The organism is Streptomyces sp. NPDC055239 (assembly GCF_053606205.1).
This window is the reverse complement of record NZ_JBSGRD010000006.1, coordinates 86944-112950: the sequence shown is the minus strand read 5'-3', so window position 1 is coordinate 112950 and position 26007 is coordinate 86944. Positions and strand designations below refer to the sequence as shown.

General features: G+C 69.6%; 20 protein-coding genes. 8 read left to right on the top strand and 12 right to left on the bottom strand.

Features of this window, described 5'->3' with window-relative positions:
• Complete coding sequence (locus ACWFRJ_RS20890; protein WP_453532694.1) at positions 1 to 2613, bottom strand: bifunctional FO biosynthesis protein CofGH; 2613 nt, start codon at positions 2611 to 2613, stop codon at positions 1 to 3.
• 43 nt (positions 2614 to 2656) lie between these two features.
• Positions 2657 to 3511, bottom strand: a complete 855-nt coding sequence (locus ACWFRJ_RS20885; RefSeq protein WP_453532691.1) for an LLM class F420-dependent oxidoreductase — start codon at positions 3509 to 3511, stop codon at positions 2657 to 2659.
• A 247-nt stretch (positions 3512 to 3758) separates the two neighbouring features.
• Between ACWFRJ_RS20885 and ACWFRJ_RS20880 the strand changes: the two genes are divergently transcribed.
• Positions 3759 to 4088, top strand: a complete 330-nt coding sequence (locus ACWFRJ_RS20880) for a hypothetical protein (protein WP_453532688.1) — start codon at positions 3759 to 3761, stop codon at positions 4086 to 4088.
• Positions 4089 to 4178: 90 nt separating this feature from the next.
• Positions 4179 to 5720: a CehA/McbA family metallohydrolase gene (locus tag ACWFRJ_RS20875; protein WP_453532685.1), complete on the top strand. Its 1542-nt coding sequence runs from the start codon at positions 4179 to 4181 to the stop codon at positions 5718 to 5720.
• A gap of 115 nt (positions 5721 to 5835) precedes the next feature.
• Here ACWFRJ_RS20875 and ACWFRJ_RS20870 read toward each other — a convergent pair whose 3' ends face one another.
• From ACWFRJ_RS20870 to ACWFRJ_RS20840, 7 genes are all read right to left on the bottom strand, one after another.
• Positions 5836 to 7404 (bottom strand): APC family permease, encoded by a 1569-nt coding sequence (locus ACWFRJ_RS20870; RefSeq protein WP_453532682.1) that lies wholly within the window; start codon positions 7402 to 7404, stop codon positions 5836 to 5838.
• Between the two features lie 238 nt (positions 7405 to 7642).
• Positions 7643 to 9121, bottom strand: coding sequence for an aldehyde dehydrogenase family protein (locus ACWFRJ_RS20865; protein WP_453532679.1), 1479 nt, complete (start codon positions 9119 to 9121; stop codon positions 7643 to 7645).
• Entirely contained in the window at positions 9118 to 10857 is a 1740-nt protein-coding gene (locus tag ACWFRJ_RS20860) for an N-acyl-D-amino-acid deacylase family protein (RefSeq protein WP_453532676.1), read from the bottom strand. The genes ACWFRJ_RS20865 and ACWFRJ_RS20860 overlap by 4 nt, the downstream gene beginning before the upstream one ends.
• 117 nt (positions 10858 to 10974) lie before the next feature.
• The gene (locus tag ACWFRJ_RS20855) at positions 10975 to 12108 is read right to left on the bottom strand and encodes an LLM class flavin-dependent oxidoreductase (RefSeq protein ID WP_453532673.1); all 1134 of its coding nucleotides are present in this window, start codon (positions 12106 to 12108) and stop codon (positions 10975 to 10977) included.
• Between the two features lie 137 nt (positions 12109 to 12245).
• Positions 12246 to 13031 carry an SDR family NAD(P)-dependent oxidoreductase gene (locus ACWFRJ_RS20850; protein WP_453532670.1) on the bottom strand — a complete coding sequence of 262 codons (786 nt, stop codon included), beginning with the start codon at positions 13029 to 13031 and terminating at the stop codon, positions 12246 to 12248.
• A 48-nt stretch (positions 13032 to 13079) separates the two neighbouring features.
• Complete coding sequence (locus tag ACWFRJ_RS20845; protein ID WP_453532667.1) at positions 13080 to 14039, bottom strand: LLM class F420-dependent oxidoreductase; 960 nt, start codon at positions 14037 to 14039, stop codon at positions 13080 to 13082.
• Between the two features lie 475 nt (positions 14040 to 14514).
• Positions 14515 to 15741 carry an amidohydrolase family protein gene (locus tag ACWFRJ_RS20840; protein ID WP_453533515.1) on the bottom strand — a complete coding sequence of 409 codons (1227 nt, stop codon included), beginning with the start codon at positions 15739 to 15741 and terminating at the stop codon, positions 14515 to 14517.
• Positions 15742 to 16117: 376 nt separating this feature from the next.
• On the opposite strand from ACWFRJ_RS20840, the gene ACWFRJ_RS20835 reads away from it, so the two are divergent.
• The 5 genes from ACWFRJ_RS20835 (at position 16118) to ACWFRJ_RS20815 (ending at position 22270) form a co-directional block, all read left to right on the top strand.
• Entirely contained in the window at positions 16118 to 19066 is a 2949-nt protein-coding gene (locus tag ACWFRJ_RS20835) for an AfsR/SARP family transcriptional regulator (protein WP_453532665.1), read from the top strand.
• A gap of 257 nt (positions 19067 to 19323) precedes the next feature.
• Complete coding sequence (locus ACWFRJ_RS20830) at positions 19324 to 19512, top strand: sigma-like protein (protein WP_453532662.1); 189 nt, start codon at positions 19324 to 19326, stop codon at positions 19510 to 19512.
• A 253-nt stretch (positions 19513 to 19765) separates the two neighbouring features.
• Entirely contained in the window at positions 19766 to 20386 is a 621-nt protein-coding gene (locus ACWFRJ_RS20825; protein ID WP_453532659.1) for a DJ-1/PfpI family protein, read from the top strand.
• A gap of 69 nt (positions 20387 to 20455) precedes the next feature.
• Positions 20456 to 21265: an IS5 family transposase gene (locus ACWFRJ_RS20820; RefSeq protein ID WP_453532656.1), complete on the top strand. Its 810-nt coding sequence runs from the start codon at positions 20456 to 20458 to the stop codon at positions 21263 to 21265.
• Between the two features lie 153 nt (positions 21266 to 21418).
• Positions 21419 to 22270, top strand: a complete 852-nt coding sequence (locus ACWFRJ_RS20815; protein WP_453532653.1) for an NmrA family NAD(P)-binding protein — start codon at positions 21419 to 21421, stop codon at positions 22268 to 22270.
• Between the two features lie 116 nt (positions 22271 to 22386).
• Here ACWFRJ_RS20815 and ACWFRJ_RS20810 read toward each other — a convergent pair whose 3' ends face one another.
• Positions 22387 to 23130: an SDR family oxidoreductase gene (locus ACWFRJ_RS20810; RefSeq protein ID WP_453532650.1), complete on the bottom strand. Its 744-nt coding sequence runs from the start codon at positions 23128 to 23130 to the stop codon at positions 22387 to 22389.
• 98 nt (positions 23131 to 23228) lie between these two features.
• On the opposite strand from ACWFRJ_RS20810, the gene ACWFRJ_RS20805 reads away from it, so the two are divergent.
• Positions 23229 to 24131 carry a LysR family transcriptional regulator gene (locus ACWFRJ_RS20805; protein ID WP_453532647.1) on the top strand — a complete coding sequence of 301 codons (903 nt, stop codon included), beginning with the start codon at positions 23229 to 23231 and terminating at the stop codon, positions 24129 to 24131.
• A gap of 330 nt (positions 24132 to 24461) precedes the next feature.
• Here the strand turns inward: ACWFRJ_RS20805 and ACWFRJ_RS20800 are convergent, their stop codons facing one another.
• Entirely contained in the window at positions 24462 to 25157 is a 696-nt protein-coding gene (locus tag ACWFRJ_RS20800) for a TMEM175 family protein (RefSeq protein ID WP_453532644.1), read from the bottom strand.
• A 165-nt stretch (positions 25158 to 25322) separates the two neighbouring features.
• A complete protein-coding gene (locus ACWFRJ_RS20795; protein WP_453532641.1) occupies positions 25323 to 25829 on the bottom strand; it encodes a hypothetical protein in 507 nt (168 codons plus the stop codon).
• Positions 25830 to 26007 lie beyond the last annotated feature (178 nt).

Sequence of the window (26007 nt, the reverse complement as noted above, 5' to 3'; positions counted from 1 at the left end):
CTAGTCCAGGACCGGGAGCAACTCCGGGAGGTGGCCGTCCGACGCGGCGGCCGCCTCTTGGCGTTCCTGGGGCACCTCCCCGTACAGCGTCGTCCGCGCCTTCGCCGGACGCCCGGCCTCCTCCGCGATCGCGACGAGGTCCTTGACCGAGCGGTACGAGCCGTAACTGGAGCCCGCCATCCGGGAGATGGTCTCCTCCATCAGCGTGCCGCCCAGGTCGTTCGCGCCCGAGCGCAGCATCTCCGCCGCCCCCTCCGTGCCCAGCTTCACCCAGCTGGTCTGGATGTTCGGGATGTGCGGGTGGAGCAGGAGCCGCGCCATCGCGACCACCGCGCGGTTGTCGCGGGTCGTCGGTCCTGGGCGCGCGATCCCCGCCAGATACACCGGCGCGTTCGTGTGGATGAAGGGCAGCGTCACGAACTCCGTGAAGCCCTCGACTCCCTTGGACAGCGCGTCCTGCTGCATCGCGGCCAGCGTGCGGAAGTGACCGAGCCAGTGCCTCGGCTGGTCCACGTGCCCGTACATCATCGTGGACGACGAGCGGATGCCCAGCTCGTGGGCCGTGCTCACGACCTCGATCCAGGTGGCCGTGGGCAGCTTGCCCTTGGTCAGGACCCAGCGCACCTCGTCGTCGAGGATCTCCGCCGCCGTGCCGGGAATCGAGTCAAGGCCCGCGTCCTTGGCGGCGCTGAGCCAGTCCCGTATCGAAAGACCGGTCCGCGTCGCGCCGTTCACGACCTCCATCGGCGAGAAGGCGTGCACGTGCATGCCCGGCACGCGCTCCTTCACGGCGCGCGCGATGTCGAAGTACGCGGTGCCGGGCAGGTCCGGGTGGATGCCTCCCTGCATGCACACCTCGGTGGCGCCCACCTCCCACGCCTGCTGGGCCCGGTCCGCGACCTGGTCCAGGGAGAGCGTGTACGCGTCCGCGTCCGTGCGGCGCTGGGCGAAGGCGCAGAAGCGGCAGCCGGTGTAACAGACGTTCGTGAAGTTGATGTTCCGCGTGACGATGTACGTGACGTCGTCGCCGACCATCGACTTGCGCAGGTCGTCAGCGATGCCGCACAGCGCGTCGAGCGCGGGCCCGTCCGCGTGGAGGAGGGCGAGCGCCTGCTCGTCCGTCAGGCGCGTCGGGTCGTCGGCGGCCGTCTTGAGCGCCGCCCGTACGTCGCCGTCGATCCGGGACGGCACCATGCCGGGCGCGGCCTGCTCGCGCAGGGCCTCCCAGTCGCCGTACACCTCGTCGAAGTCGTCGCGCCGGTCGGACGTGCGTCCCGTCGTGTCGATCGTGCGGTGCAGGTCCGTACGGCCTGACGAGGCGACGTACCCCTCGTCGGGCTCCTGCCAGGGCAGGCCGGTGGGCCGCGCGTCGGGGTTCGCCAGGCCCGTGTCCGGGTCGACGAGCGCGCGCACGTGCGGGAGGAGACGGGGGTCGAGCCAGGGTTCGCCGCGCTCGATGAACTCCGGGTAGATCGTGAGCCGTTCGCGGAGTGTGAAGCCCGCCTCGGCGGTCTTCTCGGCCAGCTCGTCGATGTGCGGCCAGGGGCGCTCGGGGTTCACGTGGTCGGGCGTGAGCGGCGAGACGCCGCCCCAGTCGTCGATGCCCGCGCCGATCAGGAGCGCGTACTCGGCGTCCACGAGGTTCGGCGGGGCCTGGATGCGGGCGCTCGGGCCGAGGATGTGCCGGGCCACCGCGATGCACGCGGCCAGCTCCTCAAGCTCGGCGTCCGGCATGCCGCGCATCGCCGTGTCGGGCTTGGCGCGGAAGTTCTGGACGATGACTTCCTGGATGCCGTGGTACGAACGCTGCGTCGAGCGGAGGCGGAAGAGCGCGTCCGCCCGCTCCTCGTACGTCTCGCCGATCCCGATGAGAACCCCGGTGGTGAAGGGGACGTTGGAGCGCCCCGCGTCCTCAAGGACGCGCAGCCTGACCGCGGGCTCCTTGTCGGGTGAGCCGTAATGCGGGCCGCCCGGCTCGCTCCACAGCCGGGTCGCCGTCGTCTCCAGCATCATGCCCATGGAGGGTGCGACGGGCTTGAGGCGCTGGAGGTCGGTCCAGGTCATGACGCCCGGGTTGAGGTGCGGGAGCAGGCCCGTCTCCTCAAGGACGCGGATCGCCATCGCGCGTACGTAGGCGAGCGTGTCGTCGTAACCCTCCGCCTCCAGCCACTCGCGCGCCTCGGGCCAGCGGTCCTCGGGCCGGTCGCCGAGCGTGAACAGGGCTTCCTTGCAGCCCATTTCCGCGCCGCGGCGGGCGATGTCGATGACCTCGTCCGGCGAGAGGAACATGCCGTGCCCCTCGCGCCGCAGCTTGCCGGGCACGGTCACGAAGGTGCAGTAGTGACACTTGTCGCGGCACAGCCGCGTCAGCGGGATGAAGACCTTCTTCGAGTACGTGATGACGCCGGGCCGCCCCGCAGCGGCGAGGCCCGCGTCACGCACCCGCGCGGCGGACGCGGCCACGTCCTTGAGGTCGTCGCCGCGCGCCTGGAGCAGCACGGCCGCTTCGGCGGTGTCGAGCGCGACGCCGTCCCTGGCGCGTTTGAGGGCGCGGCGCATCGCGTTGGCGGTGGGCCCCTGGGGTGCTTTGTCCTGCGGCGCGCTGTTGGTCATGCGTCCGAGCATACGAGCGACCTCCCACAGAAACAGCTACAGGTCAGTGCTGGTCGGCGTCGGACGGTGTGCGGGGCACGTATCGCTCGAACCCGTCGAGCGCCTGGAGAACCTCCGCCTCCCCACGCGCCGGGAGCTGCACGATGACCTCGTCGATGCCGAGCTCCTCGTAGTGGGCGAGCTTGCCCTCGGTCGGCTCGACGGCGGAGAGCGCCACGTACAGGTCGGCGGGTTTCCGGCCCGCGTCGGCCCAGGCGGTGCGCAGCGCGGGGAGCGCATCGCGAAGACCGGCCCCGCCTATGGGCAGCCAGCCGTCGGCGTACTCCGCGATCCGCGCGAACAGCTTGGGTCCCGCGGCTCCCCCGATGAGCGTGCGGGGCGCACGCACCGGCTTCGGGTGGGCCTCGCTGGCACGCACGCTCGCGAACTCACCTTCGTACGCCGTCGGATGCTCGGCCCACAGCGCCCGCATGACCGCCATCCGGTCCCGCACGAGCGCGTGCCGCGTACGCCATTCGACGCCGTGGTCGGCGGCCTCCTCCCTGTTCCAGCCGAAGCCGATGCCGAGGGTGAGACGGCCGCCGCCGGAGAGGTGGTCGAGGGTCGCGATCTGCTTGGCGAGGTCGATGGGGTCGTGCTGTCCGACGAGCGTGATGTTCGTGCCGAGCCCGAGCCTGCTCGTGACGGCGGCGGCCTGGGCGAGGGCGACGAAGGGGTGGAGCATGCGGGCGCACTCGGGCGGGAGTTCACCGCCGGGGTAGGGGGTCTCGCGGGACACCGGGATGTGGGAGTGCTCGGGGAGGTAGAGCGCCGCGAAGCCTCGCTGCTCCAGTTCCCGGGCCAGGCGGACGGGGGCGATGGTCTCGTCGGTGAGGTAGAGGGTGGCGGCGACTCGCATGTGGTGGCCTCCGGTCACGTCGTCGTGCGGCTCGTGCGGCTCGTGCGGCTCGTGCGGCTCGTGCGTGCGGCTCGTACGGCTCGTACGAGCGAGGGGCTCACTTACTAGCCGTCAGCGGCGCAGGAGTCCATGCTTCGAGCGACGGGCGCAGGCGCCTAGGCGCGGGGCCCTGCGTGGCCTAGGATCCGCCAGATCCGGGGAATTCAGGAGAGTTCCGAAGGAATCGGCGGAATCGGGGGATTCCATCATGCGACTTCGTTTCGCGACCGTACTGCTGCTGCTCGGGGCGCTGCTGGGGGGTACGGCTTCCGCGGGCGCGTACGCGGTCACTCCGCGGACAGCGTCCGCATCGGTCCCGGCTCCCGCTTCGACGGCGTACGCAACAGGAGTCGTCGCCGCCCGGACGGTCACCAAGGCGGCCGAAGATTCGCAGTCCAAGCCCCAGCAGGCGAAGAAGAAAAAGAAGAAGTCCAAGGGCGGAGCCGGTCTGATCATCGCGATCCTCGCCGTCATCGCGGTCATCATCATCGTCATGATCGCCGTCCGCCGCGTGCGCAAGGCTCGTCATCGCCCGTAAGTCTGTCAATTGCCTTCCCTTGCTCCCCAGTTCACGGCTCAATACCAGGGTTGCCCTGCAGTCCCTTCCGACACCCTGGGGAGCCGACACATGTGCGAGGACGAACACCACCCGGCCAGACCCGTCAACACGCCCCTGAACCGGCGCGGTCTGCTCGTGACGGGAGCCGCCGCCGCGCTTACGTTGAACAGCGTGAGCTTCGCGAGCGCCTCAGCGCGTGAATCCGGGACCGGCGACGAGACCAAGGTGGTGCGCGGGACGCTGCCCACCGGGTCACCCGACTTCGTGTATCTCCCGGTCGAAGTGCCGGAGGGGGTACGGGAGATCCACGTCGCGTACACCTACGAGAAGGTCACCGTCCCGGCGGGCACGCAGGGCAACGCGCTCGACATCGGCGTCTTCGACCAGCGCGGCACCGCGCTCGGCGGCAAGGGCTTCCGTGGCTGGTCGGGCGGCGCGCGCACGGAGTTCTTCATCCGCGCCGACGAAGCCACCCCCGGCTACATCCCGGGCCCGGTCAAGGCGGGCACCTGGAACATCGCGCTCGGCCCGTACACCGTCGCCCCGGACGGCCTGCCCTACGAGGTCACGATCACGCTCAAGTACGGGGAGCCCGGCAAGACCCCGAGGGCCGTCTACCCGCCGGAGCGGGCGAAGGGGCGTGGCCGCGCCTGGTACCGCGGCGACTGCCACCTGCACTCCTGGCACTCGGACGGCAGACGCACCCCGGCGGAGATCGCGGCCCTCGCCCGCGCGGCGGGCCTGGACTTCATCAACACCTCCGACCACAACACGCACTCCTCGCACGCCCACTGGGCCGACCAGGCCGGTGACGACCTGCTGATCATGCTGGGCGAGGAGGTGACCACGCGCAACGGCCACGTGGTCGCCCTCGGCACGGACCCCGGCACGTTCATCGACTGGCGATACCGCGCCCGCGACAACCGCTTCGGCAAGTTCGCCCGCGAGGTCCGCGACGCGGGCGGCCTCGTCGTCCCCGCCCATCCGCACGGCACCTGCATCGGCTGCAACTGGAAGTTCGGCTTCGCGGAAGCGGATGCGGTGGAGGTGTGGAACGGCGCGTACACCCCGGACGACGAGGTGTCGCTCGCCGAGTGGGACGGCACGCTCGTCGCGGCGGTGCGCGGCCGGAAGCCGTGGATCCCGGCCATGGGCAACAGCGACGCCCATCGCGACCCGGACCCCGTCGGCCGCCCGCAGACGGTGGTCCTCGCGGAGTCCCTGTCCCGCGACGCCATCCAGGCGGGCATCCGCGCGGGCCACAGCTATGTCGCCGAGTCCAAGAACGTCTCGCTCACGTTCACGGCCACCGGCGGCAAGGGCAAGCAGGCGGGTATCGGCGACCGCCTCTACGTCGAGCAGGACGCCCCGGTGACCGTCCGCCTCGACGTCACCGGCGCACCCGGCTGCACGGTCCACTTCGTGACGGACCAGGGAATCCTCTTCACGGGTCCCGCGCTGCCCGAATCCGGTTCCGGCAAGGCGGAGTGGCGTACGACGCCTTCGTACGCGGCGTACGTACGGGCCGAGGTCCGCCACGCGCCGGTGACTCCCGGCCTCCCGGGCCCGTTGGCGGCCTTCACGAACCCGGTGTTCCTGGGTCGGGGCTAGCAGGGCGATGCGGGTCGTGGCCGCCTGACCGCCGGTGGGGGGGCTGGCCGCGCAGTTCCCCGCGCCCCTGAAAGGCGCACTGCGTGCGCCCTTTTTCAGGGGCGCGGGGCCGGGTTCAGTCCGCGACGACCAGCGCAGGCGTGTCCCGCTTCAGGACCTCGCCCCGGAAGAACGCCGGGCTCGTGCGGCCCATCGCCAGCATGAGCACCACGCCGAGCAGCAGCAGGCCCACGCCGATCACGAAGACCGAGCCGACGCCGAAGACGGAGGAGCCGCTGCCGTAGGCGGGGTTCCACATGTCGATGAGGGTCTTGGTGAAGACGCCGGTCAGGAGGACGCCGCCGAGGACCGGGAGCAGGCCCTTGAAGACGAAGTCGCGGACCGAGTTGAACAGCTCGCGGCGGAAGTACCAGACGCAGGCGAAGGCCGTGAGTGCGTAGTAGAAGCAGATCATGAGGCCGAGCGCGTAGATCGTGTCGACCAGGACGTGTTCGGAGACCAGCGTCATGGCCGTGTAGAAGACGGCGGTGGCGACACCCGCGGTGACCGTCGCGCGGCCCGGCGTCTTGAAGCGCGGGTGGACGCGTGCGAACGACGGCGGGAGTGCCTCGTACGAGGACATGGCGAGGACCGTGCGGGCCACCGGGATGAACGTCGTCTGGAGGCTGGCCGCCGCCGAAGCGAGGACCGCGACGAAGAGCAGGATGCCCAGGGTCGGGCCCATCACGGGACCCGCGAGGACGGCGAAGACGTTGTCGGAGGTGTCGGGGTTGGCGAGGCCCAGGCCCTTGGTGCCCGCGCCCACCACCATCTGCGCGGCGACGGCCGTCGCGAGGTAGGAGCCCACCAGGACGACCATCGCGATGAGCGCGGCGCGGCCGGGGGTCTTGTCGCTGCCGGTCGTCTCCTCGTTGGCGGCCAGGCAGGCGTCCCAGCCCCAGTAGATGAAGATCGCGAGCGAGAGGCCCGCGGTGAAGGAGGAGAACGACTTCACGGCGAACGGGTTCAGCCATGACCAGGAGAAGTCCTGCGACAGCGGGAACTCCGCGCTGCCCGCCTTCTGGAACGCCATCACGACGAAGATCGCGAGGACGGCCAGTTGCAGGCCCACAAGGGCGTACTGCACGCCCTTGGTGGCCGTCATCCCCCGATAGCTGATCGCCGTCGCCGCGGCGATCAGGGCGAGGCAGGTGAGGATGTGGACGGCCTTGTTGTCGTCGAGGGCCGCCATGGAGTCGTTGCCCGTGATCTCACCGGCCAGGAGCCAGAAGTACGAGGTCGCCACGCCCGCCAGGTTCGACAGGACGATGATCGTGGCGATGACGAGGCCCCAGCCGCACATCCAGCCGATCCGGGGGCCGAAGGCCTTGACCGTCCAGGTGAACGAGGTGCCGCAGTCCGGCATGGCCTTGTTGAGCTCGCGGTAGGCGAAGGCCACCAGGAGCATCGGCAGGAAGCCCGCGATGAAGACGGCGGGCATGGCGAGGCCGACCTCGCCGGCCGTGGAGCCGAGGGTCGACGTCAGGCAGTAGACGGGGGCGACGGTGGAGATGCCGATGACGGCGCTGCCCATGAGGCCGACGGAGTTCCCGCCGAGGCCTTTGGCGCGTACGCCCCCGTCGGGGGCGCCGCTCACCGTGTCTCCGGCCCGGGGTGCCTGGGGCCGATCGTCCAACTGGGTCATGAACAGGACGTTAAGGGCTGCGGTTTCCACATGCGGAGGATCAGCATCCGGTTCGGTTCTCTTGCAATCGATGGATGAATTGGGGCAACCCCAATTGATCGATTGGGTTGATCGCCGAGATGGTCACCCATTGCCAGGCAAATATCAGACCGTCCGGTATGCGGGAACCGCAGCACCGCCCGTTTTGCCCTGGTTCAAAATTTTCCCGAGCCCCTTCTCGCATTCCACATACCGGACATCACCCCGGCCACACGATCGACTGCAGCTCGCTGTACGCGTGCAGCGCGTACGAACCCACGTCCCGGCCGACCCCGCTCTTCTTGAACCCTCCGAACGGCGCCTCCATGTTCCGGCCGATCGTGTTCACGCCTACCCCGCCGGCGCGCAGCCGCCGCGCGACCCGGAAGGCGCGGGCCACGTCGCCCGACCAGACGTAGTCGATGAGGCCGTAGTCGCTGTCGTTGGCCAGCGCGATGCCCTCCTCTTCCTCATCGAAGGGGACCACCACGACGACCGGGCCGAAGATCTCCTCGCGGACCACCCTCATGTCGTTCGTGCAGTCCGCGAGCAGCGTCGGTGCGACGTAGAAGCCGCGGTCGAGGCCGGGGCCCGCCGGGCGCTCGCCGCCCGCGACGACCCGCGCGCCTTCCTTCCGGCCGAGCTCCACGTACGACTCGATGCGGTCCCGGTGCGCCGCCGAGATCACCGGGCCGACGATCGTCCCCTTCTCCCGGGGATCGCCGACCTTCATGAAGCCGATGTAGCCCTTCAGCTTCTCGATGAGGTCGTCGTAGATCGCGCGGTGCGCGATGACCCGCGTCGGGGCCGTGCAGATCTGTCCGCTGTAGAAGGCGTACGTCGTCCCGATCCCCGCCACCGCCGAGTCCAGGTCCGCGTCATCGAAGACGAGCGCCGCGCCCTTGCCGCCCAGCTCCATCAGCTGGCGTTTCATGTCGCGCCCGCACACCTCGGCGATCCGCTGCCCCACCGACGTCGAGCCGGTGAAGCTCACCATGTCGACGTCCGGTGAGTCCACGGCCGCCTCGCCCACCTCCGGGCGCGCGCCGCTCACCACGTTCACCACTCCCGGCGGCGCTCCGGCCTCCTCAAGCGCCGCCGCCATCCGGTACACCGAGAGCGGGTCCTGCGGGGCGGGCTTCACGACGACCGTGTTGCCCATGGCCAGGGCGGGTGCCACCTTGCCCGCAGGGTTGGCCCACGGGTTGTTGTACGAGGTGATGCAGGTGACGACGCCCACCGGCTGGCGGACGGCGAGCGCACCGAGGACGCCCGCCTTGCCCATCGGACCCGCCTCGCTGATCTGCGGCGGAAGGGCGGACTCGACGGGCTCAAGGGCGCCTTTCGCGTACCGCTTGAAGCGCGCCACCGACACCGCGACCTGCATCCCGCGCGCCGTCCCTGTCGTCGCGCCGCTCTCGGCCTGGGCGAGTTCCGCGTACGAGGTGAAGTCGCGCTGCATGACCGAGGCCGCGCGGTCCAGGATCGCGGCCCGCTCCTCGGGTGTCGTACGCGACCAGGCACCGAAGGCCTCTCGGGCGGCTCCGGCCGCCGCGTGGACCTGCTCGCGGCTCGCCTCGGGGGCCAGGCCGACGACGCCCTCCGTCGCCGGGTTGATCACTTCATAGTGACCGCCGTCGGGCTCGACCCACTCGCCGCCGATGAACAGCCTTTCCTTATAGGGGGGTTCAGGACTCACTTGGTGCTCACCGTCCTGGTGTCCCGGCCCGAACGCAGCACCGTGCCGGGCGTCGCCCCCGTGACCGTGTCCTCGCGGATGGCCTCGACTCCGTTGACCCAGACGGCGTTGACTCCGATCGCCTTCGAGTCCAGGCGCGGGCTGTCGCCCGGCAGGTCGTGCACCAGCGTGGCCTTGCCCGCGTCGATGCGCTCGGGGTCGAAGAGGACGAGGTCGGCGTGGAAGCCCTCCTCGATACGGCCGCGCTCCCGCAGACCGAAGAGCTGCGCGGGATCGTCGGTGAGCATCTTCACCGCCTGTTCGAGGCCGACCAGCTTCCGCCCCCGCAGGCAGTCCCCGATGAACCGGGTCGTGTACGGGGCTCCGCACATCCGGTCCAGGTGCGCGCCCGCGTCGGAGCCGCCCAGCATGACGTCCTCGTGCTGCCACGCCTCCTGGCGCAGGGCCCACGAGTCGGGGTCGTTGTCGGAGGGCATCGGCCACAGGACCGTACGCAGGTCGTCGTTGGCGCAGATCTCGACGAGGCACTGGAAGGGCTCCTGGCCGCGCTCGGCGGCGATGTCACCGACGACGCGCCCGGTGAGGCCCTCGTTCTCCTTGGAGTAGGTGTCCCCGATGACGTACCGGTCGAAGTTCGAGAGGCGCCGGAAGACTCCGGCCTCCTTGCTCGCGGCGCGCCGCAGCATCTCGCCCCTGACGTCCGGTTCGCGCAACTTGGCGATGCGCTCGGGAACGGGGAGTCCGAGCACGTCGCCCCAGCCGGGGATCAGGTTCAGCGCGCAGAAGGTGCCGAGCGACATGTTCATGGGGGTGAGGATCGGCATCGTAAGGGCCACGATCCGGCCACCTGCCTTGCGGGCGCGGTCGCTGGCGCTCAGCTGGCGCGGTACGCGTTCGGGGACGGCGGAGTCGATGGTGAGGACGTTCCAGTTGAGGGGGCGTCCGGCTGCGGCGCTCATCTCGACGAACAGATCGATCTCGTCGTCGCTGAACTGGTCGAGGCACCCGGCGACGATGGCCTCGAGCTGTGTGCCCTCGTGCTCGGCGACGGCCCGGCTGAGCGCGATGAGTTCGTCGGGCTTCGCGTGCCGCGATGCCACGGGCTGTCCGTCGCCGTCCGAGTGCGTGGAGGACTGCGTGGTGGAGAGCCCCCAGGCGCCCGCGTCCATCGCGTCGTGGAAGAGCCGCAGCATCTGGTCGAGCTGCTCGGGGGTCGGCTGGCCGCCGACCGCGTCCGCGCCCATGACGTACCGCCGCAGTGCGCAGTGCCCCACCATGAAGCCCGCGTTGACGGCGACGCGCCCGTCCAGGGCGTCCAGATACTCGCCGAACGAGCTCCACGACCAGGGCGCCCCCTCTTCCAGGGCGACCAGTGACATGCCCTCGACCTTGGACATCATGCGCCGCGTGTAGTCGGCGTCCTCGGGCCGGTCGGCGTTCAACGGGGCCAGCGTGAAGCCGCAGTTGCCGCCCGCGACGGTGGTGACGCCGTGGTTCAGGGACGGGGTCGCGTACGGGTCCCAGAAGAGCTGGGCGTCGTAGTGGGTGTGCGGGTCGACGAACCCGGGGGCGAGGATGCGTCCCTGGGCGTCTTCGCTGGTCGTGGCCTGCTCGGTGAGGGTTCCGGGTTCGGCTATGACGGCGATGCGCCCGTCCCGTATGCCTACGTCGGCAACGCGGGCGGGGGCGCCGGTTCCGTCGACTACGGTCGCGCCCTTGATGAGGTGGTCGAGCATGACGTGGACGTCCCCCTTCGGGGTAACGGGTGGGTGGGTCGCTTGGGTGGGTCGCTGGGCAAAGAGGGTGCCCCGGCCTCCGTCCGGGAAGGGAAGGCCGGGGCAGTCAGAGGCGGCTCAACCGCCGGAGGCGCCCGTACCGCGCATACGGGTGGTGCGGTGCACGGGATCCGTGTCGATCTTCGGAATCACGTGCTCACCGATCAGCTTGATCGTGTTCTTCGTGTCCTCGGGCGAGATCCCGATCGGAAGGCCGAAGCTGAGCTGGTCGGCACCGGCCTGCTCCCACCGCTTGCACTGCGTGAGCACCTCGTCCGGGTCGCCGCAGATCATCAGCTCCTCGGCGATGAGCAGCTCGATGATCTCCTCGCTGTACTCGGGGAGCAGCTCGGGCCACTCGGGGATGCCCTCGGGGCGCGGGAAGGTGTCGTGGTAGCGGAAGAGCAGCGACTGGAGGTAGTTGAGCCCGCCGCCGACGGCGATCTCGACGGCCTTCTTGTGCGTCTCCGCGCAGATCGCGGTCGAGGTCACCATGACGTTGTCGTTGACGAAGGCACCAACGGGTTCGGCGTCCTTCACGGCCGTCTTGTACGACTCCAGGACCCACTCCATGTCGGAGACCTTCTGCACGCTGAAGCCCAGTACCCCGAGCCCCTTCTTTCCTGCCATCGCGTACGAGGGCGGGGACCCGGCGGCGTACCACATGGCCGGGTGCGACTTCCCGTACGGCTTGGGCAGGATCTTGCGGGGCGGCAGCGACCAGTGTTTGCCCTGGAAGCCGACGTACTCGTCCTGGAGCCACATCTTGGGGAACTCGGCGATGGTCTCTTCCCAGAGTTCCTTGGTGTGGTTCATGTCGGTGATGCCCGGCATGAAGCCCAATATCTCGTGCGACCCGGCGCCGCGCCCCGACCCGAACTCGAAGCGGCCTTCGGAGAGATGGTCGAGCATGGCGACCTTCTCGGCGACCTTGACCGGGTGGTTCACCGGGGCGAGCGGGTTGAAGATTCCGGAGCCCAGGTGGATGCGGTCGGTCGCGTGGGCGAGGTAGCCGAGGAAGACGTCGTTGGCGGAGAGGTGCGAATACTCCTCCAGGAAGTGGTGCTCGGACGCCCAGGCGTACTTGAAGCCGGACTTGTCCGCCTGGATGACGTACTCGGTCTCCTCGATGAGCGCCTTGTGCTCCGCTTCGGGGTCGACCTTGGCCCGCTTGGCGGGCACGTATCCCTGTACAAAGAGACCGAATTCCAAGGAGGTTCACCATCCTCGTGAGTATCTGCGAGTTTCTGACGAACCGTCAGATTGTGATGCGACGACTGTTCCACCGGCCGCGATGACCGTCAATACCCGGGGCGGCCCTTACTGACGCGGCGTCAGACGAAGCCCCGTCAGACGATGCTGACGCCCGCGAGCCATCCCCCGTCGATGACGAACGGCTGCCCTGTGATGTACGCCGAGTCGCCCCCGGTCAGGAAGAGCGCGAGGGCTGCCACCTCCTCCGGCTTCCCTATCCGCCCCAGCGGCACGAGCTTCTTGTAGAGCTCGGCGACGGCCTCCCCCGCCTCGGTGGGGTCGGCGGTCGGGTCGAGCTGCGCGGGGTTGGTCATCGGGGTGTCGACGGCCCCCGGGCAGACGGCGTTGACGCGGATGTTCTTGTCGGCGAGTTCAAGGGCGGCGACGCGCGTGAGCCCGAGGATGGCGTGCTTGGTCGCGGCGTACGCACCGACGTACGCCATGCCCGTCATCGCCGTGTACGAGGCGGTGTTCACGATGGTCCCGCCGCCGGCGGCCGCGATCTCGGGGGCCACGGTGCGGATGCCGAGGAAGCAGCCGATCTGGTTGACCTGGATGATCTGCTGAAACTCTTCGAGCGGGGTGCTGAGGAGTTCGTTGAAGCGCAGGATCCCGGCGTTGTTGACCAGGCCGTCGATCTTCCCGAAGGCGTCCTTCGCAGCGCCGACCGCGGCTTCCCAGTCGGCTTCCCGACTGACGTCGAGGTGTACGAACCTGGCCGCGTCGCCGCCGAGCTCCTTGGCCAGGGCCTCGCCCTGCTCGTCGAGGACGTCGGCGATGACGACCCGCGCCCCTTCGGCGGCGAAGAGCCGCGCCTCCTGTTCGCCCTGCCCGCGCGCCGCACCGGTGACGATGACGACGCGCCCGTCCAGCTTGCCCATACGGGTCTCCTTGAGTGAGGGAATCGGGGGCCTCGATTTCGAGGGGTCTCAGTTGAGGTGGGGGGCGACTTCGGCGGCGAACGCCGCCATCTGGTCGGTGAGTTCGCTGCGGCTGCGGCTGCGGAAGCGCACCTGGATCTGCTGCACCCCCATCGCCCCGTACGCGCGCAGGGACTCGGCGAGGGCGTCCGGCTTACCGCTGAGGGTGCGCCGCCCCACGGACCAGCCGGGCTCCCCCACGTACAGGGGCTCGGCGATCGCCCCCACGACGATCGGCTCCCGCACGCCCGCCTCCTCGCGGAGCCGCTTGAGTTTGGCGATCTGCGCGGGCAGCTTGTCGCGCGGGTCGCCCTGCGGCAGCCATCCGTCACCGCGGACGGCGGCCCTGCGGACGGCGGCGGGCGAGGATCCGCCCACCCAGATGGGCACGCGTTCCTGCGCGGGGCGGGGCTGCTGGCCGAGGCCGCTGAAGTCGTAGTGTTCGCCGTGGTGTTCGGGGTACTCCTCGGGGCCGAGGGACGCGATGAGCGCATCGACGGTCTCGTCGAGCACGGACCCGCGCCGCTCGAAGTCGGCCCCGACGGCGTCGAACTCCTCCTGCACGTGCCCGGCCCCGACCCCCAGGATCAGCCGCCCGCCGCTGAGCCGGTCCAGAGTGGCGTACTGCTTGGCGCTGACGAGCGGATGCCGGAGGCCGACGACGGCGACATGACTCATGAGCCGTACGTTCTCGGTGATCCCGGCGAGGAAGGAGAGGGTGGCCACCGGGTCGTACCAGACGGTGCTCATGGTGTCGGCGAGCCGCCGCGGAATGGCCACGTGATCGCAGCTCGCGATGTACGCGAAGCCGCCCCGGTCGGCGGTGCGGGCGATCTCGGCTAGATCCTCGACGGAGGCGTCCGCCTCCCACGCCTCCGCGTAGATGACGCTCTGCGACTGGATCGGGAGCTGCATCCCGTAGACCAGTCGCCCTTGCGGAAAGATGTGCGCCAGCGCGTTGGCAGCCATGGGAACCCGACCCCTCACCTTGATCTGACGGTCTGTCATATACGGCGACGGCACTCATCGTCGTAGCTGACGGGGCGTCAGGCAAGGGGTTGGGGGTGACTTGGCGGAGTGCGGGCGGGCGGGGCTCGGACACACAGGGCCGGCGAGCTCGGGCACGCGAGACGGGCGGACACAGGCGCGGCGACCTGACGAGCGCAGGCGTGCAGGACGGGCGGACGCAGGTGCGCCGGAGCCTGGCGAGCACGGGCACGCCAGCCGAGCGGACACAGGCGCGGCGAACGGACCTCGGGCACGCGAGACGGGCGGGCCCACGCACGGCCGGCTTGGCGGGCGCGGGCGCGCCGAACGGGTTGCGGGCGCAGGGCCGGTGAAGGGGCCCCGCCGCGAGGCAGGGCGGCCGGGCGCCGTTCCTGCGCCCCACTACGTTCCGCCCCCTCCTCAGCCCGCGTCCCGACTCCTCCCCTTTCCGCCTCCCCTACGCTCCAGGCCCCGCCCACAACCCGTCGGCCGTCAGGCCGAGCAGGTCGATCGCGTTGCCCCGTACGATCCGGTCGATCACGTCCGGTGCCAGGTGGCCCATCTGGGACTCGCCGACCTCCCTGGACTTGGGCCAGGTCGAGTCGGAGTGCGGGTAGTCGGTCTCGTACAGGACGTTCCCGACGCCGATCGCGTCGAGGTTCTTCAGGCCGAAGGCGTCATCGAAGAAGCATCCGTAGACGTGCTCGGTGAAGAGCTCGGACGGCGGGCGGTGCACCTTGTCGGCGACCCCGCCCCAGCCCCGGTTCTCCTCCCAGACCACGTCCGCGCGCTCCAGGATGTACGGAATCCACCCGATCTGCCCCTCGGCGTACATGATCTTGAGGTTCGGGAAGCGCTCGAACTTGCCGCTCATCAGCCAGTCGACCATCGAGAAACAGCAGTTGGCGAAGGTGATGGTGGACCCGACTGCGGGCGGCGCGTCGGCGGAGGTCGACGGCATCTTGCTGCTCGACCCGATGTGCATGGCGATGACGGTGCCGGTCTCGTCGCAGGCCCGCAGGAAGGGGTCCCACTCGTCCGTGTGGATGGAGGGGAGGCCCAGGTGGGGCGGTATCTCGGAGAAGGCGACGGCACGTACGCCGCGGGCGGCGTTGCGGCGGACCTCGGCGGCGGCCAGCTCCGCGTCCCAGAGCGGGATGAGGGTGAGGGGGATGAGGCGGCCGTTCGCCTCGGGCCCGCACCACTCGTCCACCATCCAGTCGTTGTAGGCCCGCACACTGAGCAGGCCAAGCTCGCGGTCCTTCGCCTCGGTGAACGTCTGCCCGCAGAAGCGGGGGAAGGTCGGGAAGCAGAGGGCGGACTGGACGTGGTTGACGTCCATGTCGGCGAGGCGGTCGGGCACGCTGAAGGATCCCGGGCGCATCTGCTCGTACGTGATGACCTCGAGCTTGATCTCGTCCCTGTCGTACCCGACGGAGGTGTCGAGGCGGGTGAGGGGCCGGTGCAGGTCCTCGTAGATCCACCAGTCCCCTATGGGGCCATCGTCCCCCTTCGCCCCCATCACGGGGGCGAACTTCCCACCCAGGAAGCTCATCGACTTCAGGGGCGCCCGGACGACGCGCGGCCCACTGTCTTGGTACTTCGACGGGAGGCGATCCCGCCAGATGTGGGCGGGTTCGACGGTGTGGTCGTCCACCGAGATGATCCTCGGGAACGTCGGCAGGGTCTCAGTGGTCTCCATGTCCTCCACGGTAGCGCCGATCTGACGACCCGTCAGCTAGTCGTCAGGTCTTCGTGGGCTCTTCGTGGGCTCTTCGTGAGCTCTTCGTGGGCCCTTCGTCGGCCATCCATTGGCCGTCCGTCAGCCGCCCGTCGGCCGTCCGAACACAGGCCGAACCCGGCATCCGGAGTGCGTGGACCCTGTGAGAGCCGTCTCCCACAGCTGACGCATCCGCCATGAACAAGGCAAACTGGCGGGGAGCAAGTGCCGGTGGAATACGGAATCCAGGCAAAGAGCGACAATCGCGGGCAGGGCAGACCCGCGACGCAGGACCAGGCACGGCGCGACGGCCGCGCACGGCAGGGCAGCAGGGGGAGCGATGGACGGTGTACCGCGAGTACCGGACCAGCGGCGTCCGGCCCCGGGGAACGCCCCCGAGGAATTGAGACCGCACTTCAGCGTGCTCGGCCCCGTACGCGCATGGCACGGCGCCGAGCAGCTGCCCATGGGCTCTCCGCAGCAGCGCGCCCTGCTCGCGGCGCTCCTCCTGCGAGCCGGCCGCACGGCGACGTCACACGAGCTGATCGACGCCCTCTGGGGTGACGAACCGCCCTCGCAGGCGCTCGCAGCAGTGCGTACGTACGCGTCACGGCTGCGCAAGGTCCTGCCCGCCGGAGTCCTGGTCAGCGAGTCGGGCGGGTACGCGATCGCGGTGCGCGAAGGCGCCCTCGACCTGGCGCTCGCGGAGGACCTGTGGGCGGAGGCGGAGAAGGCGCGCGGCGTCGGCGACCTCTGCCAGGCGCGCTCCCTGGTCAACAAGGCGCTGAGCCTCTGGGACGGCGAACCCCTGGCGAACGTCCCCGGTCCGCACGCGGAGACGGAGCGCACGCGCCTGGAGGAGTGGCGCCTCCAGCTCCTGGAATCCCGCCTGGACATGGACCTGGAGGTCGGCTGCCACGCGGAGGCCGTCTCCGAACTCACGGCCCTCACGGCGGCGCACCCCCTGCGTGAACGCCTGCGCGAACTGCTGATGCTGGCCCTCTACCGCAGCGGACGCCAAGCGGAAGCCCTCGCGGTCTACGCCGACACCCGCCGCCTGCTCGACGACGAACTGGGCGTGGACCCGCGCCCCGGCCTGAAGGAACTCCAGCAGCGGATCCTCAAGGCGGACCCGGCGCTCGCGGAACCCTCGGCGGCGACTCCGGAGCCTGCCGCGGCGGTGGTGCGCCCGGCGCAGCTCCCGGCGACGGTCCCGGACTTCACGGGCCGAGCCTCCTTCGTGTCCGAACTGAGCGGCATCCTGTCGGCGGCGGAGGGCCGCGTGATGGCGGTCTCGGCGCTCGCGGGCATCGGGGGCGTGGGCAAGACGACGCTCGCCGTCCATGTGGCGCATGTGGCGCGGACGTACTTCCCCGACGGACAGCTGTACGTGGACCTACAGGGAGCGGGTTCGAGGGCGGCGGAGCCGGAGACAGTACTCGGCGCGTTCCTGCGGGCCCTGGGCACGGCGGACTCGGCGATTCCCGACTCCCTGGAGGAGAGGGCGGCCCTCTACCGTTCGGTCCTGGACGGCCGCAGGGTCCTGGTCGTCCTGGACAACGCGCGTGACGCGGCGCAGGTGCGTCCGCTGCTCCCCGGCATGGAGGGCTGCGCGGCGCTCGTGACGAGCCGCATCCGGATGGTGGACCTCGCCGGGGCGCACCTGGTGGACCTGGACGTCATGTCCCCCGAGGAGGCGCTCCTCCTCTTCACCCGGATCGTCGGCGAGGAGCGGGTCCAGTCGGAGCGCAAGGCCGCGCTCGACGTGGTGGCGGCGTGCGGCTTCCTGCCCCTCGCGATCCGCATCGCGGCATCGCGCCTCGCGGCCCGCCGCACCTGGACGGTCTCCACGCTCGCCGCCAAGCTGGCGGACGAGCGGCGCCGCCTGGACGAACTCCAGGCGGGCGACCTCGCGGTCAAGGCGACGTTCGAACTGGGCTACGGCCAGCTGGAACCGGCACAGGCGCGGGCGTTCCGCCTCCTCGGCCTCGCGGACGGCCCCGACCTGTCCCTCGCCGCCGCGGCCGCGGTCCTCGACCTCCCGGCCGAGGACACGGAGGACCTCCTGGAAATGCTGGTCGACACGTCCCTGGTCGAGTCGGCGGCCCCCGGCAGGTACCGCTACCACGACCTGGTCCGGCTCTACGCGCGTGCGTGCGCTGAGCGGGAGCTGTCGCCGAGCGAGCGGGAAGCGGCTCTGTCGCGGTTGCTGGACTTCTACTTGGCCACGGCGGCGGGGGTGTACGCGCTGGAGCGGCCGGGTGATCGTCTCGTGGATCACTTGGCACCCACCGCGTACGCAGGTCTCTCGTTCGACGACCGGCACAAAGCCCTGGGCTGGCTCTACACCGAGGCGAACTGCCTCCTGGCCTGTGCGCAGCAGGCTTCGAAGGGTACGAGCCTGCGGCGCGCGGTCGACCTGCTCTGGGCCTCGCAGGATCTCGCGGAGTCAGGTGCCAACTCCAAGCAGTACGAGGCTGTCGCGCTGTCCGCGCGAGACGCGGCCCAGAGCGCCGGTGACAGCTATACAGAGGCGCGCGCCCGAACGACGATCACCAACGTCCATCTGGTGGCGGGGCGTTATGACGACGCGGACGAGGAAGCCCGCCTTGCCGCGCTGCTCGCGACGGCGGCGGGCGACCCGACTCCGGTCTACTGGGCATCGAACGACCGAGGCATCATCGCCCTCAACCAGGGGCGGTACGCGGACGCGGAAGAGCATCTCCTCCGGGCGATAGACGGCGCTCGGGCGGACGAGAGCCGCCCGAACGAGGCGAGTGCCTTGTGCAATCTCTCCCGCATGCACCTGTTCATGGGGCACACCTCACGCGCCATAGAACTCGCCCAGCAGGGCATCGACATCTACGACCACATAGGGCACACCCTGCGTCTGGCCAACGCCCAGTACGCCCTCGGAATCGCGCTGACCCAGGCCGGGCGCCACTCCGAGGCGATGGAACAGCTCGGCGAGGCCCTGCACAAGTTCGAGACGAACAGGCAGCGCCTCTGGGAGGGCACAGCCCACTTCCGCATCGCCCAGGCCCATCTGACGGCCGAGAGCTCGGCGCTGGCGGCCCAGCACGCGGAACAGGCTCTCGCCATCGGCTGCATCGGCGGTGACCGGACGCGAGCCCACGTCCTGACGACGCTGGGCAAGGCGCTGAGCCGTCTCGGTCAGACGGATCGTGCGCGGGCTTGCTGGCACGAGTCGCTGTCGCTGTACGAGCAGTGCGGAGCCGCCGAAGCGGACGCGGTGCGCAGGCTCCTGACGCCGCTCTCCACGGCCTGAACCGACGCATCGGCGGCGCATCGGAGACGTATCAGAGTCGTATCAGAGACACGTCGGCGGCGTTCATTAATCGTTTATCCCCACCCTGCATTCTAAGTGCAGTCGATCCGTCGCGTCGGGGGGCAGACGGGTCGCCGGGAGCCTCACCTCTCGGATGAGTGCTCCGCCCGCCCCCTGTCCGGCGGTCCTCGGGGGAGTCGCCGGACAGGGGCTTTCTATATAGTTGCCCGCCGCCGACACCTCAGGAGTTGACAGCAATGAGCGACGCAGCAAAGAAGAAGAAGAAAGACGGCATAACCACGATGGGCGACCACCACAGCCCCGCCCCGCCCGCCGAGACGGCCATCACCACGATGGGTGACCACCACAGCCCGGCGCCGCCCGCCGACGGCACCGTGACCACGCAGGGCGACCACCACAGTCCCGCCCCGCCGGCCAAGGACTGAGGCCAAAGACTTACATCCTGACGGGGGGTCGACCGCGGTGGCGCGGAGGGGAAGCCACCGCGGTCGACGCATGTCCGGGGCCGAGCAGCAGCTCGGCCCCTTTCCGTTGCCCGGACGCTGGAGCGCTATCGGATGGCAGGAAAGGTGGGGAGCTAGTCATTGCAGCCACCGGGCGGCGCCAGAAGACTGGAGCCCACGAGCCCACGGCCCGAGAGCGCCCCGCCCCGTCCCGCCCCGGAAAGGGAGCCAGCCCATGCAGATCGCGATCCTCCTCTACGACAAGTTCACCGTCCTCGACGCGGTAGGCCCCTTCCAGACCCTCGCCGGACTCCCCGGCGCCGAAGTCGTGTTCGTGGCCGAGCAGGCCGGTCCCGTCCTCGACGACACCCGCGCGCTCTCCCTCGTCGCCACGAAGTCGCTCGACGAGGTCAGCAGCCCGGACATCGTCGTCGTACCCGGCGGCCCGGAGCCCGACCTGGCGAACGAGGCCGTCCTCGGCTGGCTCCGCGCCGTGGACGCCACCACGACCTGGACGACGTCCGTCTGCACCGGCTCGCTCCTCCTCGCGGCAGCGGGCCTGCTCAAGGGCCGCCGTGCCACCTCCCATTGGCTGGCCCTTGAGCAGATCAAGCAGTTCGGGGTCGAGTCGACCGGGGAGCGCGTCGTCTTCGACGGGAAGTACGTCACCGGCGCGGGCGTCTCGGCCGGTATCGACATGGGCCTCACCCTCGCCGGAAAGATCGCGGGCGACGAGCACGCGCAGACCGTACAACTGCTCATCGAGTACGACCCCCAGCCCCCGTACGACGCGGGCTCCCCGGAGAAGGCCCCGGCCGCACTGGTGGAGAAGTTCCGGACGCAGGCCGCGTTCTAGCCCTAGCTCTGGGACTAGCCCCAGGCCGTGTGTCGAAAGTGGATCTTGAGTGCTGGATGATCACGGTTCATGGCACGGGGAGATCTCACGGACGAACAGTGGGCGGTGCTGGAGCCGCTGTTGCCGAAGGGAACGAAGGCGGGACGGCCGCCGGTCTGGTCGCGGCGGCAGCTGATCAACGGCATACGGTTTCGGGTGCGGACCGGTGTTCCGTGGCGGGACGTGCCTGTCGAGTACCGGCCGTGGGGCCGGATCTACGATCTGTTCCGCCGATGGCAGCGGGACCGCACCTGGCACCGGATCCTCAGCCACCTCCAGTGCCTGGCCGATGCGGAAGGTGCGATCGTGTGGGACCTGCAGAAGGAGCCGCCGGGCGGTGTGTTCGCCGAACCCAGTGATCATGCGCTGGGACGTTCGCGCGGCGGGTTCACCACCAAACTGCATCTGGCCGTCGAGCAGCGCCAAAAGCCCATGTCGATCGTGGTGACCGCTGGGCAGCGCGGGGACTCGCCGCAGTTCGAGCCTGTGCTGGAGAAGGTCCGCGTGCCCCGGATCGGGCCGGGCCGGCCGCGCGTCCGTCCTGATCGCGTGCGCGCTGACAAGGTGTACGCCTCCCGAAGGAATCGTGCCTATCCGCGCCGCCGCGGGATCCGTTGCACCGTCCCCGACAAGGCCGACCAAGTGCGCAACCGCCAGAAGCTTGGTTCCCGCGGCGGTCGGCCGCCGCGTTTCGACCCGTTCGACTACCGGGAGCGTCATGCGGTCGAGTGCGGGATCAACCGCCTCAAGAGGCATCGTGCCGTCGCCACGCGATACGACAAGCTCGCGGTCCGCTACGAGGCGACCGTGCTCATCGCAGCCATCAACGAGTGGCTGTGACGCTCGGCCGTCACACGGGGGATCCACGTTCTACCACCGCGGGCAGATCGCCGGTTGGAACAGCACCTGACGGCCACTCCGGCCGGTGCTTGACCTGAACCTTGGTTGATGTACGAGAGTCGTGTCATCGAACGGCGAGACGAGGAGATTCCGATGACACAGCCCAGGATCCTGGTGACCGGCGCGACGGGAAAGGTCGGCGGCGCGGTGGTGACCCAACTGCACGCGATGGGCGTGCCCGTGCGGGCACTGGTGCGAGGGGAGTCGGACTTCCCGGAGGGTGTGCAGGCGGTGCGTGGCAATCTCGGCGATCCCGCGTCGCTGGGCACGGCTCTGGAGGGCGTCGATTCGGTCTTCCTGGTGTGGCCGTTCCTGAGCGCTGAGGGCGCGTCGGACGTGATCGACGCGATCGGGAAGCACGCTCGACGGGTCGTGTACCTGTCGTCCGCCGGGGTTGGGAGCGAGAAGGAGAAGCCGGGCGAGGCGATCACCATGTTCCACACGGAGCTGGAGCGGCTGATCGAGGCATCGGGACTGGGGTGGACGGCGCTGCGGCCCACCGGGTTCGCGAGCAACACGCTGGGCTGGGCGGAGGAGATCCGCACCACCGGTGCGGTACGGGCGCCGCTGGCAAGGCTGGCCCGCCCGCTGATCCACGAGGCGGACATGGCTGCGGTCGCCGTTCAGGCACTGACGACCGACGCCCTGCTCGGCGCCCGTCCCCTGATCACTGGCCCCGAACTGATCACCCAGGAACAGCAGGTGGCCCTGATCAGCGACGCGATCGGGCGCCCGGTGCGGTTCGAGGAGATCACGCTGGACGAGGCCGCGGAGCAGATGAAGGCCGCCGGCTACCCGGCAGAGCTGGTGGAGGCCATAGTGCCGGCCCAGGCGGAGATGCTCGCCAATTCGGAGCCGGTCAACGATGAAGTGGAGCGCATCACGGGCACCCCGGCCCGATCCTTCCAGGAGTGGGCGGTGGACCACGCGGCGGACTTCCGCTGAAAGGGACGTCAATACACGTTGATAAAACCGATTGAGCACTTCCGACACACGCCCTAGGGCCTGTCTTCAAAGTCCCGCCTGCCCTTCGGGCGACGACGCGACTTTGCGCAAACGGCCTAGAGCTGCGACGCCCCTCCGTCGACAGGGAACTCCGTTCCCGTCGAGAAGGTCGCACCGAACGCCAAGTACGCCACTGCGGCGGCCACTTCCTCGGACGTCCCCAGCCGCTGCATCGGGATGGTGCTCCGGTAGGTGTCCTTCATCGTCTCGGCGACGTCGGCGGGTACGGAGCGGTCCAGGATGCCCGTGTCGGTCGGGCCGGGGCTCACGGCATTGACCCGCACCTTGTGCGGCAGCAGCTCGCGGGCCAGGGTGCGCGTCATCGACCGCAGGGCTGCCTTGCTCGCCGAGTAGACACTGAGCGTGTCGAGGCCCAGGACGTTCACCACCGACGTGGTGAGGACCACGCCACTTCCCTCGCGCAACAGCGGCGCCAACGCCTGCACCGTGAAGTACGGGCCCTTGGTGTTGATGTCGAACAGCGTGTCGTACATCTCCTCCGTCGTCGAGTCGAACGGCCCGGACTCGGTGACGCCGGCGTTGACGAACAGCGCGTCCACCGCACCGAACTGCTCCTGGACCGTGCCGGCCAGCGCCTTGATGTCCTTCAGGGACGCGGCGTCGCTGCGGACGCCGACCGCCTTGCCCCCCAGCTGCTCAAGCGCGGCGTCCAGAGTGGATCGGGTGCGGCCGGTGATCAGTACGTGCGCCCCACCGTCCGCGAACAACCGGGCCGTAGCGAGGCCAATACCGCTGCTTCCGCCCGTGATCACGATCTTCTTGCCGTCATAAGTGGTCATGCCCTGAAGCCAATATCTACCCGCACTCCCTGTCCAAGACCTGTTCCGTATGCCGTCATGCCCCAGGCGTATGACGAAGCGCGACGTACCCTGAGCGAATGGACGTCGATCTCCGGCTCGTGCGCTATTTCACAGTCGTGGCGGAGTACGGCAACTTCGGCCGGGCCGCCACCAAGCTGCACCTGGCACAGCCGTCGCTGAGCCGCCAGATCCAGCGACTTGAGGCTCAGCTCGGTGTCCGGCTTTTCGACCGCTCGCCGCAGGGCAGCAGCCTCACCGACGCCGGTCAGGCATTCCTTCCCAGGGCCCGGATACTGCTCCAAGAGGCCGAGCAAGCCGCTCGCACGGCCAGAGCCGCCGTCCGGCCCCGTACCGTCACCGTCGGCTGCGCCGAAGGACTGGTCATCACCGCCTGTGTGCAGGAACTGCGCCGCCGGCACCCCGACGACCAGGTCCGCACCCGGCACCTCGACTGGCGGGACACGCGCGCCCTCGCCGAGGGGCGGGTCGACGCCCTCGTTGTGTACAGGCCCCTGCCCTTCCCCACGGACGGCTTCCGGGTGACCGAGCTCCATCAGGAATCGCGGGTACTCGTCACATCGGCGAGTCATCATCTGGCGAACGAGAAAGCCGTCAGCCTGCGGGCTCTGTCGGACGAGGAACTGGTGGCCTGCGTCAGCACTCCGGTTGTCTGGAGCACGCCCAAGCCGGTCGACGACCACCCGGCACCACCCCCGCCCGCGATCGACGACAGCTACGAGGACAAGCTGGAACTCATCGCCACCGGCCACTGTGTCGCGATCTTCCCTGCCGCCGATCGACGCGCTGCTGTGCGCGAGGACATCGCCCTGGTGCCCGTCATCGACATCGATCCCTGCGAGCTCGTGCTCGTCACGCGCGCCGGCGACCTGAACCCGCTGCTCGGATCCCTGGAAGACGTCGCACGTACATTGCTCGGCACAGCCTCCAAGCAGGAGAACAGCACGCTGCCGATCAGCTGACCCCTCGCAGAGGCGTCTCCAAATGATCTTGTGTGGTGGATCATGGTCGGGTGGTACGTCGTCATGAACTGTCCGATGCCGAGCGGGAGTTCGTCCGTCCTCTGTTGCCTCGGTCGGAGCGAGGGCGGAAGCGGTCGGTGAGGTCGATGGGCTGGTGTCGGTCGACTCCACCATCGTCCGGGCCTGGCGAGCGTCTGCGGCTGGCCGGACCGGATCGACCGGCGGCGCCGGGCGTCGGTGTTCCCGACCTTCCGGGGAGCCTCCGCACGCGCGTCGAGCGTGATCGGCACCGGAACCGGCCCGAACGCGATCGTCCCCCTTGACTGCGGGTCAGCGGGCGCGCCGGCCCCGAAGGAACGCCCGCCTGGGCAGGACGAGCAGCAGCAGGCTGTAGTACTGCAGCACGGGTACGGCGAGGGCGAGGACAAGAGCCAGGACCAGAAGGAGGACGTTGAGATAGCTCACGGTATACAAATCCTTGATCCTCCGACGGCCCTCTTCACCGTCCCCCTCGACCAGTCCCGGGGTGGTTTTCAGGATCCTCAGCATCGCCAGCCGGCACACCATGCTCGCCAGGAGAACCGTGTAGTAGAACGCCGCCGCGAACCGGTCACGGCCGAAGGCGCCAATCATCTCCGTCGGCAGGGGGAGCACGACGACGGACAGCAGCCATCCCATGTTCCACACCATCAAAGAGCGGGTGACCCTCGCGACCGACGAGAAGGTCCGGTGGTGCTCCTGCCAGATGTTTGCGATGACCGCGAAGCTGAGCAGGAAGCTCCAGATCTGGTCGAGGTGACCGGTGAACACCTCGCTGGCCTGCCGGTGGGCGGACACGGCCTCCGGGACGAGATCGATCAGCGGCAGGATCAGCAATGTGATCGAGATCGCGGTCACCGCGTCGGTGAACAACACCAGCCGTTCGCCCGAGGCACCCCCTTCGCTCCTGCCGGGCGCGGGAACCGGCGGCTGAGCCGGGTCGTATCCTCCCGTGCCGGTTTGGTCGACGGCGTCGCTGGCACCCATGCGTGTTGCACCTTTCTTCTGTCCGGTCCGTCGGGCCGGGGTCTGCCGGCTGCGGCGGCTCCCACGACCAGGGCGGACCCCAATGTCTGGCTGTACAAGGGCTGTTGGGCAAACGGATTCGAGTTCGAGCACGAAGCAGCCGCTGCCCACGGGGCAGGCCGGGGCTCAGGGCTGCCCGGAGGCGCGCACCTTCAGCGCTCCCGAGCGGGTGAGCAGCGCGGCGATCGCCATGAACACCAGCCCGTTGGTGACGATCGAGGCGATGTCCTCAGGCGGGGCGCCGTGCCGGAAGAAGAAGCGGCCCAGCTCGGACTCGTACCAGTAGGTGGCGCCGATGGAGAACACCGAGCGGGCGACGATCAGGCAGATCCAAAGCGCCGCGTAGCTGCGGCCGGCCCGGGCGACGACCTGGCCGTCCGGCTCCCGGAAAACCTGGACCTGGCTGACGGCGACAAGGCCGAACAGCACGCCGGCCGCGAGGCCGCAGATTTCGATGGCCAGGCCGATCCCGTTGTCGAAGAAGGTGTGGACGAACACGGGGACGATGATCACCGCGACGATCAGCGGGCGGAGCAGGCGTCCGCGGCTCACCGCCTTGGTGCCGAGGTCCGCGTGCAGGGTCGTGAGCAGCACGACGACGTTGATGAGGAGAGCGCTCTGCAAGGTGGACATGGTTTCCGCCGGTAGGTGAAGGGGTTCTTGTCCACACAGCGTCGGAGCTGTGCCACGGCCCGGGCGTCGGCCGAGGAGCCGAGGAGGGTGGAGCGCGGATACCTCCCCCCTTCTCCACCCTTCTCCACCCTCCTCCACCTGCCCGCGGGCCCTGACCCGGCTGTGGGGCAGAGGTGCA

Excerpts from the sequence above, each read along its gene's own strand:
- ACWFRJ_RS20890 (WP_453532694.1), bottom strand. The coding sequence starts at position 2,613 with ATGACCAACAGCGCGCCGCAGGACAAAGCACCCCAGGGGCCCACCGCC.
- ACWFRJ_RS20885 (WP_453532691.1), bottom strand. The coding sequence starts at position 3,511 with ATGCGAGTCGCCGCCACCCTCTACCTCACCGACGAGACCATCGCCCCC.
- ACWFRJ_RS20880 (WP_453532688.1), top strand. The coding sequence starts at position 3,759 with ATGCGACTTCGTTTCGCGACCGTACTGCTGCTGCTCGGGGCGCTGCTG.
- ACWFRJ_RS20875 (WP_453532685.1), top strand. The coding sequence starts at position 4,179 with ATGTGCGAGGACGAACACCACCCGGCCAGACCCGTCAACACGCCCCTG.
- ACWFRJ_RS20870 (WP_453532682.1), bottom strand. The coding sequence starts at position 7,404 with ATGACCCAGTTGGACGATCGGCCCCAGGCACCCCGGGCCGGAGACACG.
- ACWFRJ_RS20860 (WP_453532676.1), bottom strand. The coding sequence starts at position 10,857 with ATGCTCGACCACCTCATCAAGGGCGCGACCGTAGTCGACGGAACCGGC.
- ACWFRJ_RS20850 (WP_453532670.1), bottom strand. The coding sequence starts at position 13,031 with ATGGGCAAGCTGGACGGGCGCGTCGTCATCGTCACCGGTGCGGCGCGC.
- ACWFRJ_RS20845 (WP_453532667.1), bottom strand. The coding sequence starts at position 14,039 with ATGGCTGCCAACGCGCTGGCGCACATCTTTCCGCAAGGGCGACTGGTC.
- ACWFRJ_RS20835 (WP_453532665.1), top strand. The coding sequence starts at position 16,118 with ATGGACGGTGTACCGCGAGTACCGGACCAGCGGCGTCCGGCCCCGGGG.
- ACWFRJ_RS20830 (WP_453532662.1), top strand. The coding sequence starts at position 19,324 with ATGAGCGACGCAGCAAAGAAGAAGAAGAAAGACGGCATAACCACGATG.
- ACWFRJ_RS20825 (WP_453532659.1), top strand. The coding sequence starts at position 19,766 with ATGCAGATCGCGATCCTCCTCTACGACAAGTTCACCGTCCTCGACGCG.
- ACWFRJ_RS20820 (WP_453532656.1), top strand. The coding sequence starts at position 20,456 with ATGGCACGGGGAGATCTCACGGACGAACAGTGGGCGGTGCTGGAGCCG.
- ACWFRJ_RS20815 (WP_453532653.1), top strand. The coding sequence starts at position 21,419 with ATGACACAGCCCAGGATCCTGGTGACCGGCGCGACGGGAAAGGTCGGC.
- ACWFRJ_RS20810 (WP_453532650.1), bottom strand. The coding sequence starts at position 23,130 with ATGACCACTTATGACGGCAAGAAGATCGTGATCACGGGCGGAAGCAGC.
- ACWFRJ_RS20805 (WP_453532647.1), top strand. The coding sequence starts at position 23,229 with ATGGACGTCGATCTCCGGCTCGTGCGCTATTTCACAGTCGTGGCGGAG.
- ACWFRJ_RS20800 (WP_453532644.1), bottom strand. The coding sequence starts at position 25,157 with ATGGGTGCCAGCGACGCCGTCGACCAAACCGGCACGGGAGGATACGAC.
- ACWFRJ_RS20795 (WP_453532641.1), bottom strand. The coding sequence starts at position 25,829 with ATGTCCACCTTGCAGAGCGCTCTCCTCATCAACGTCGTCGTGCTGCTC.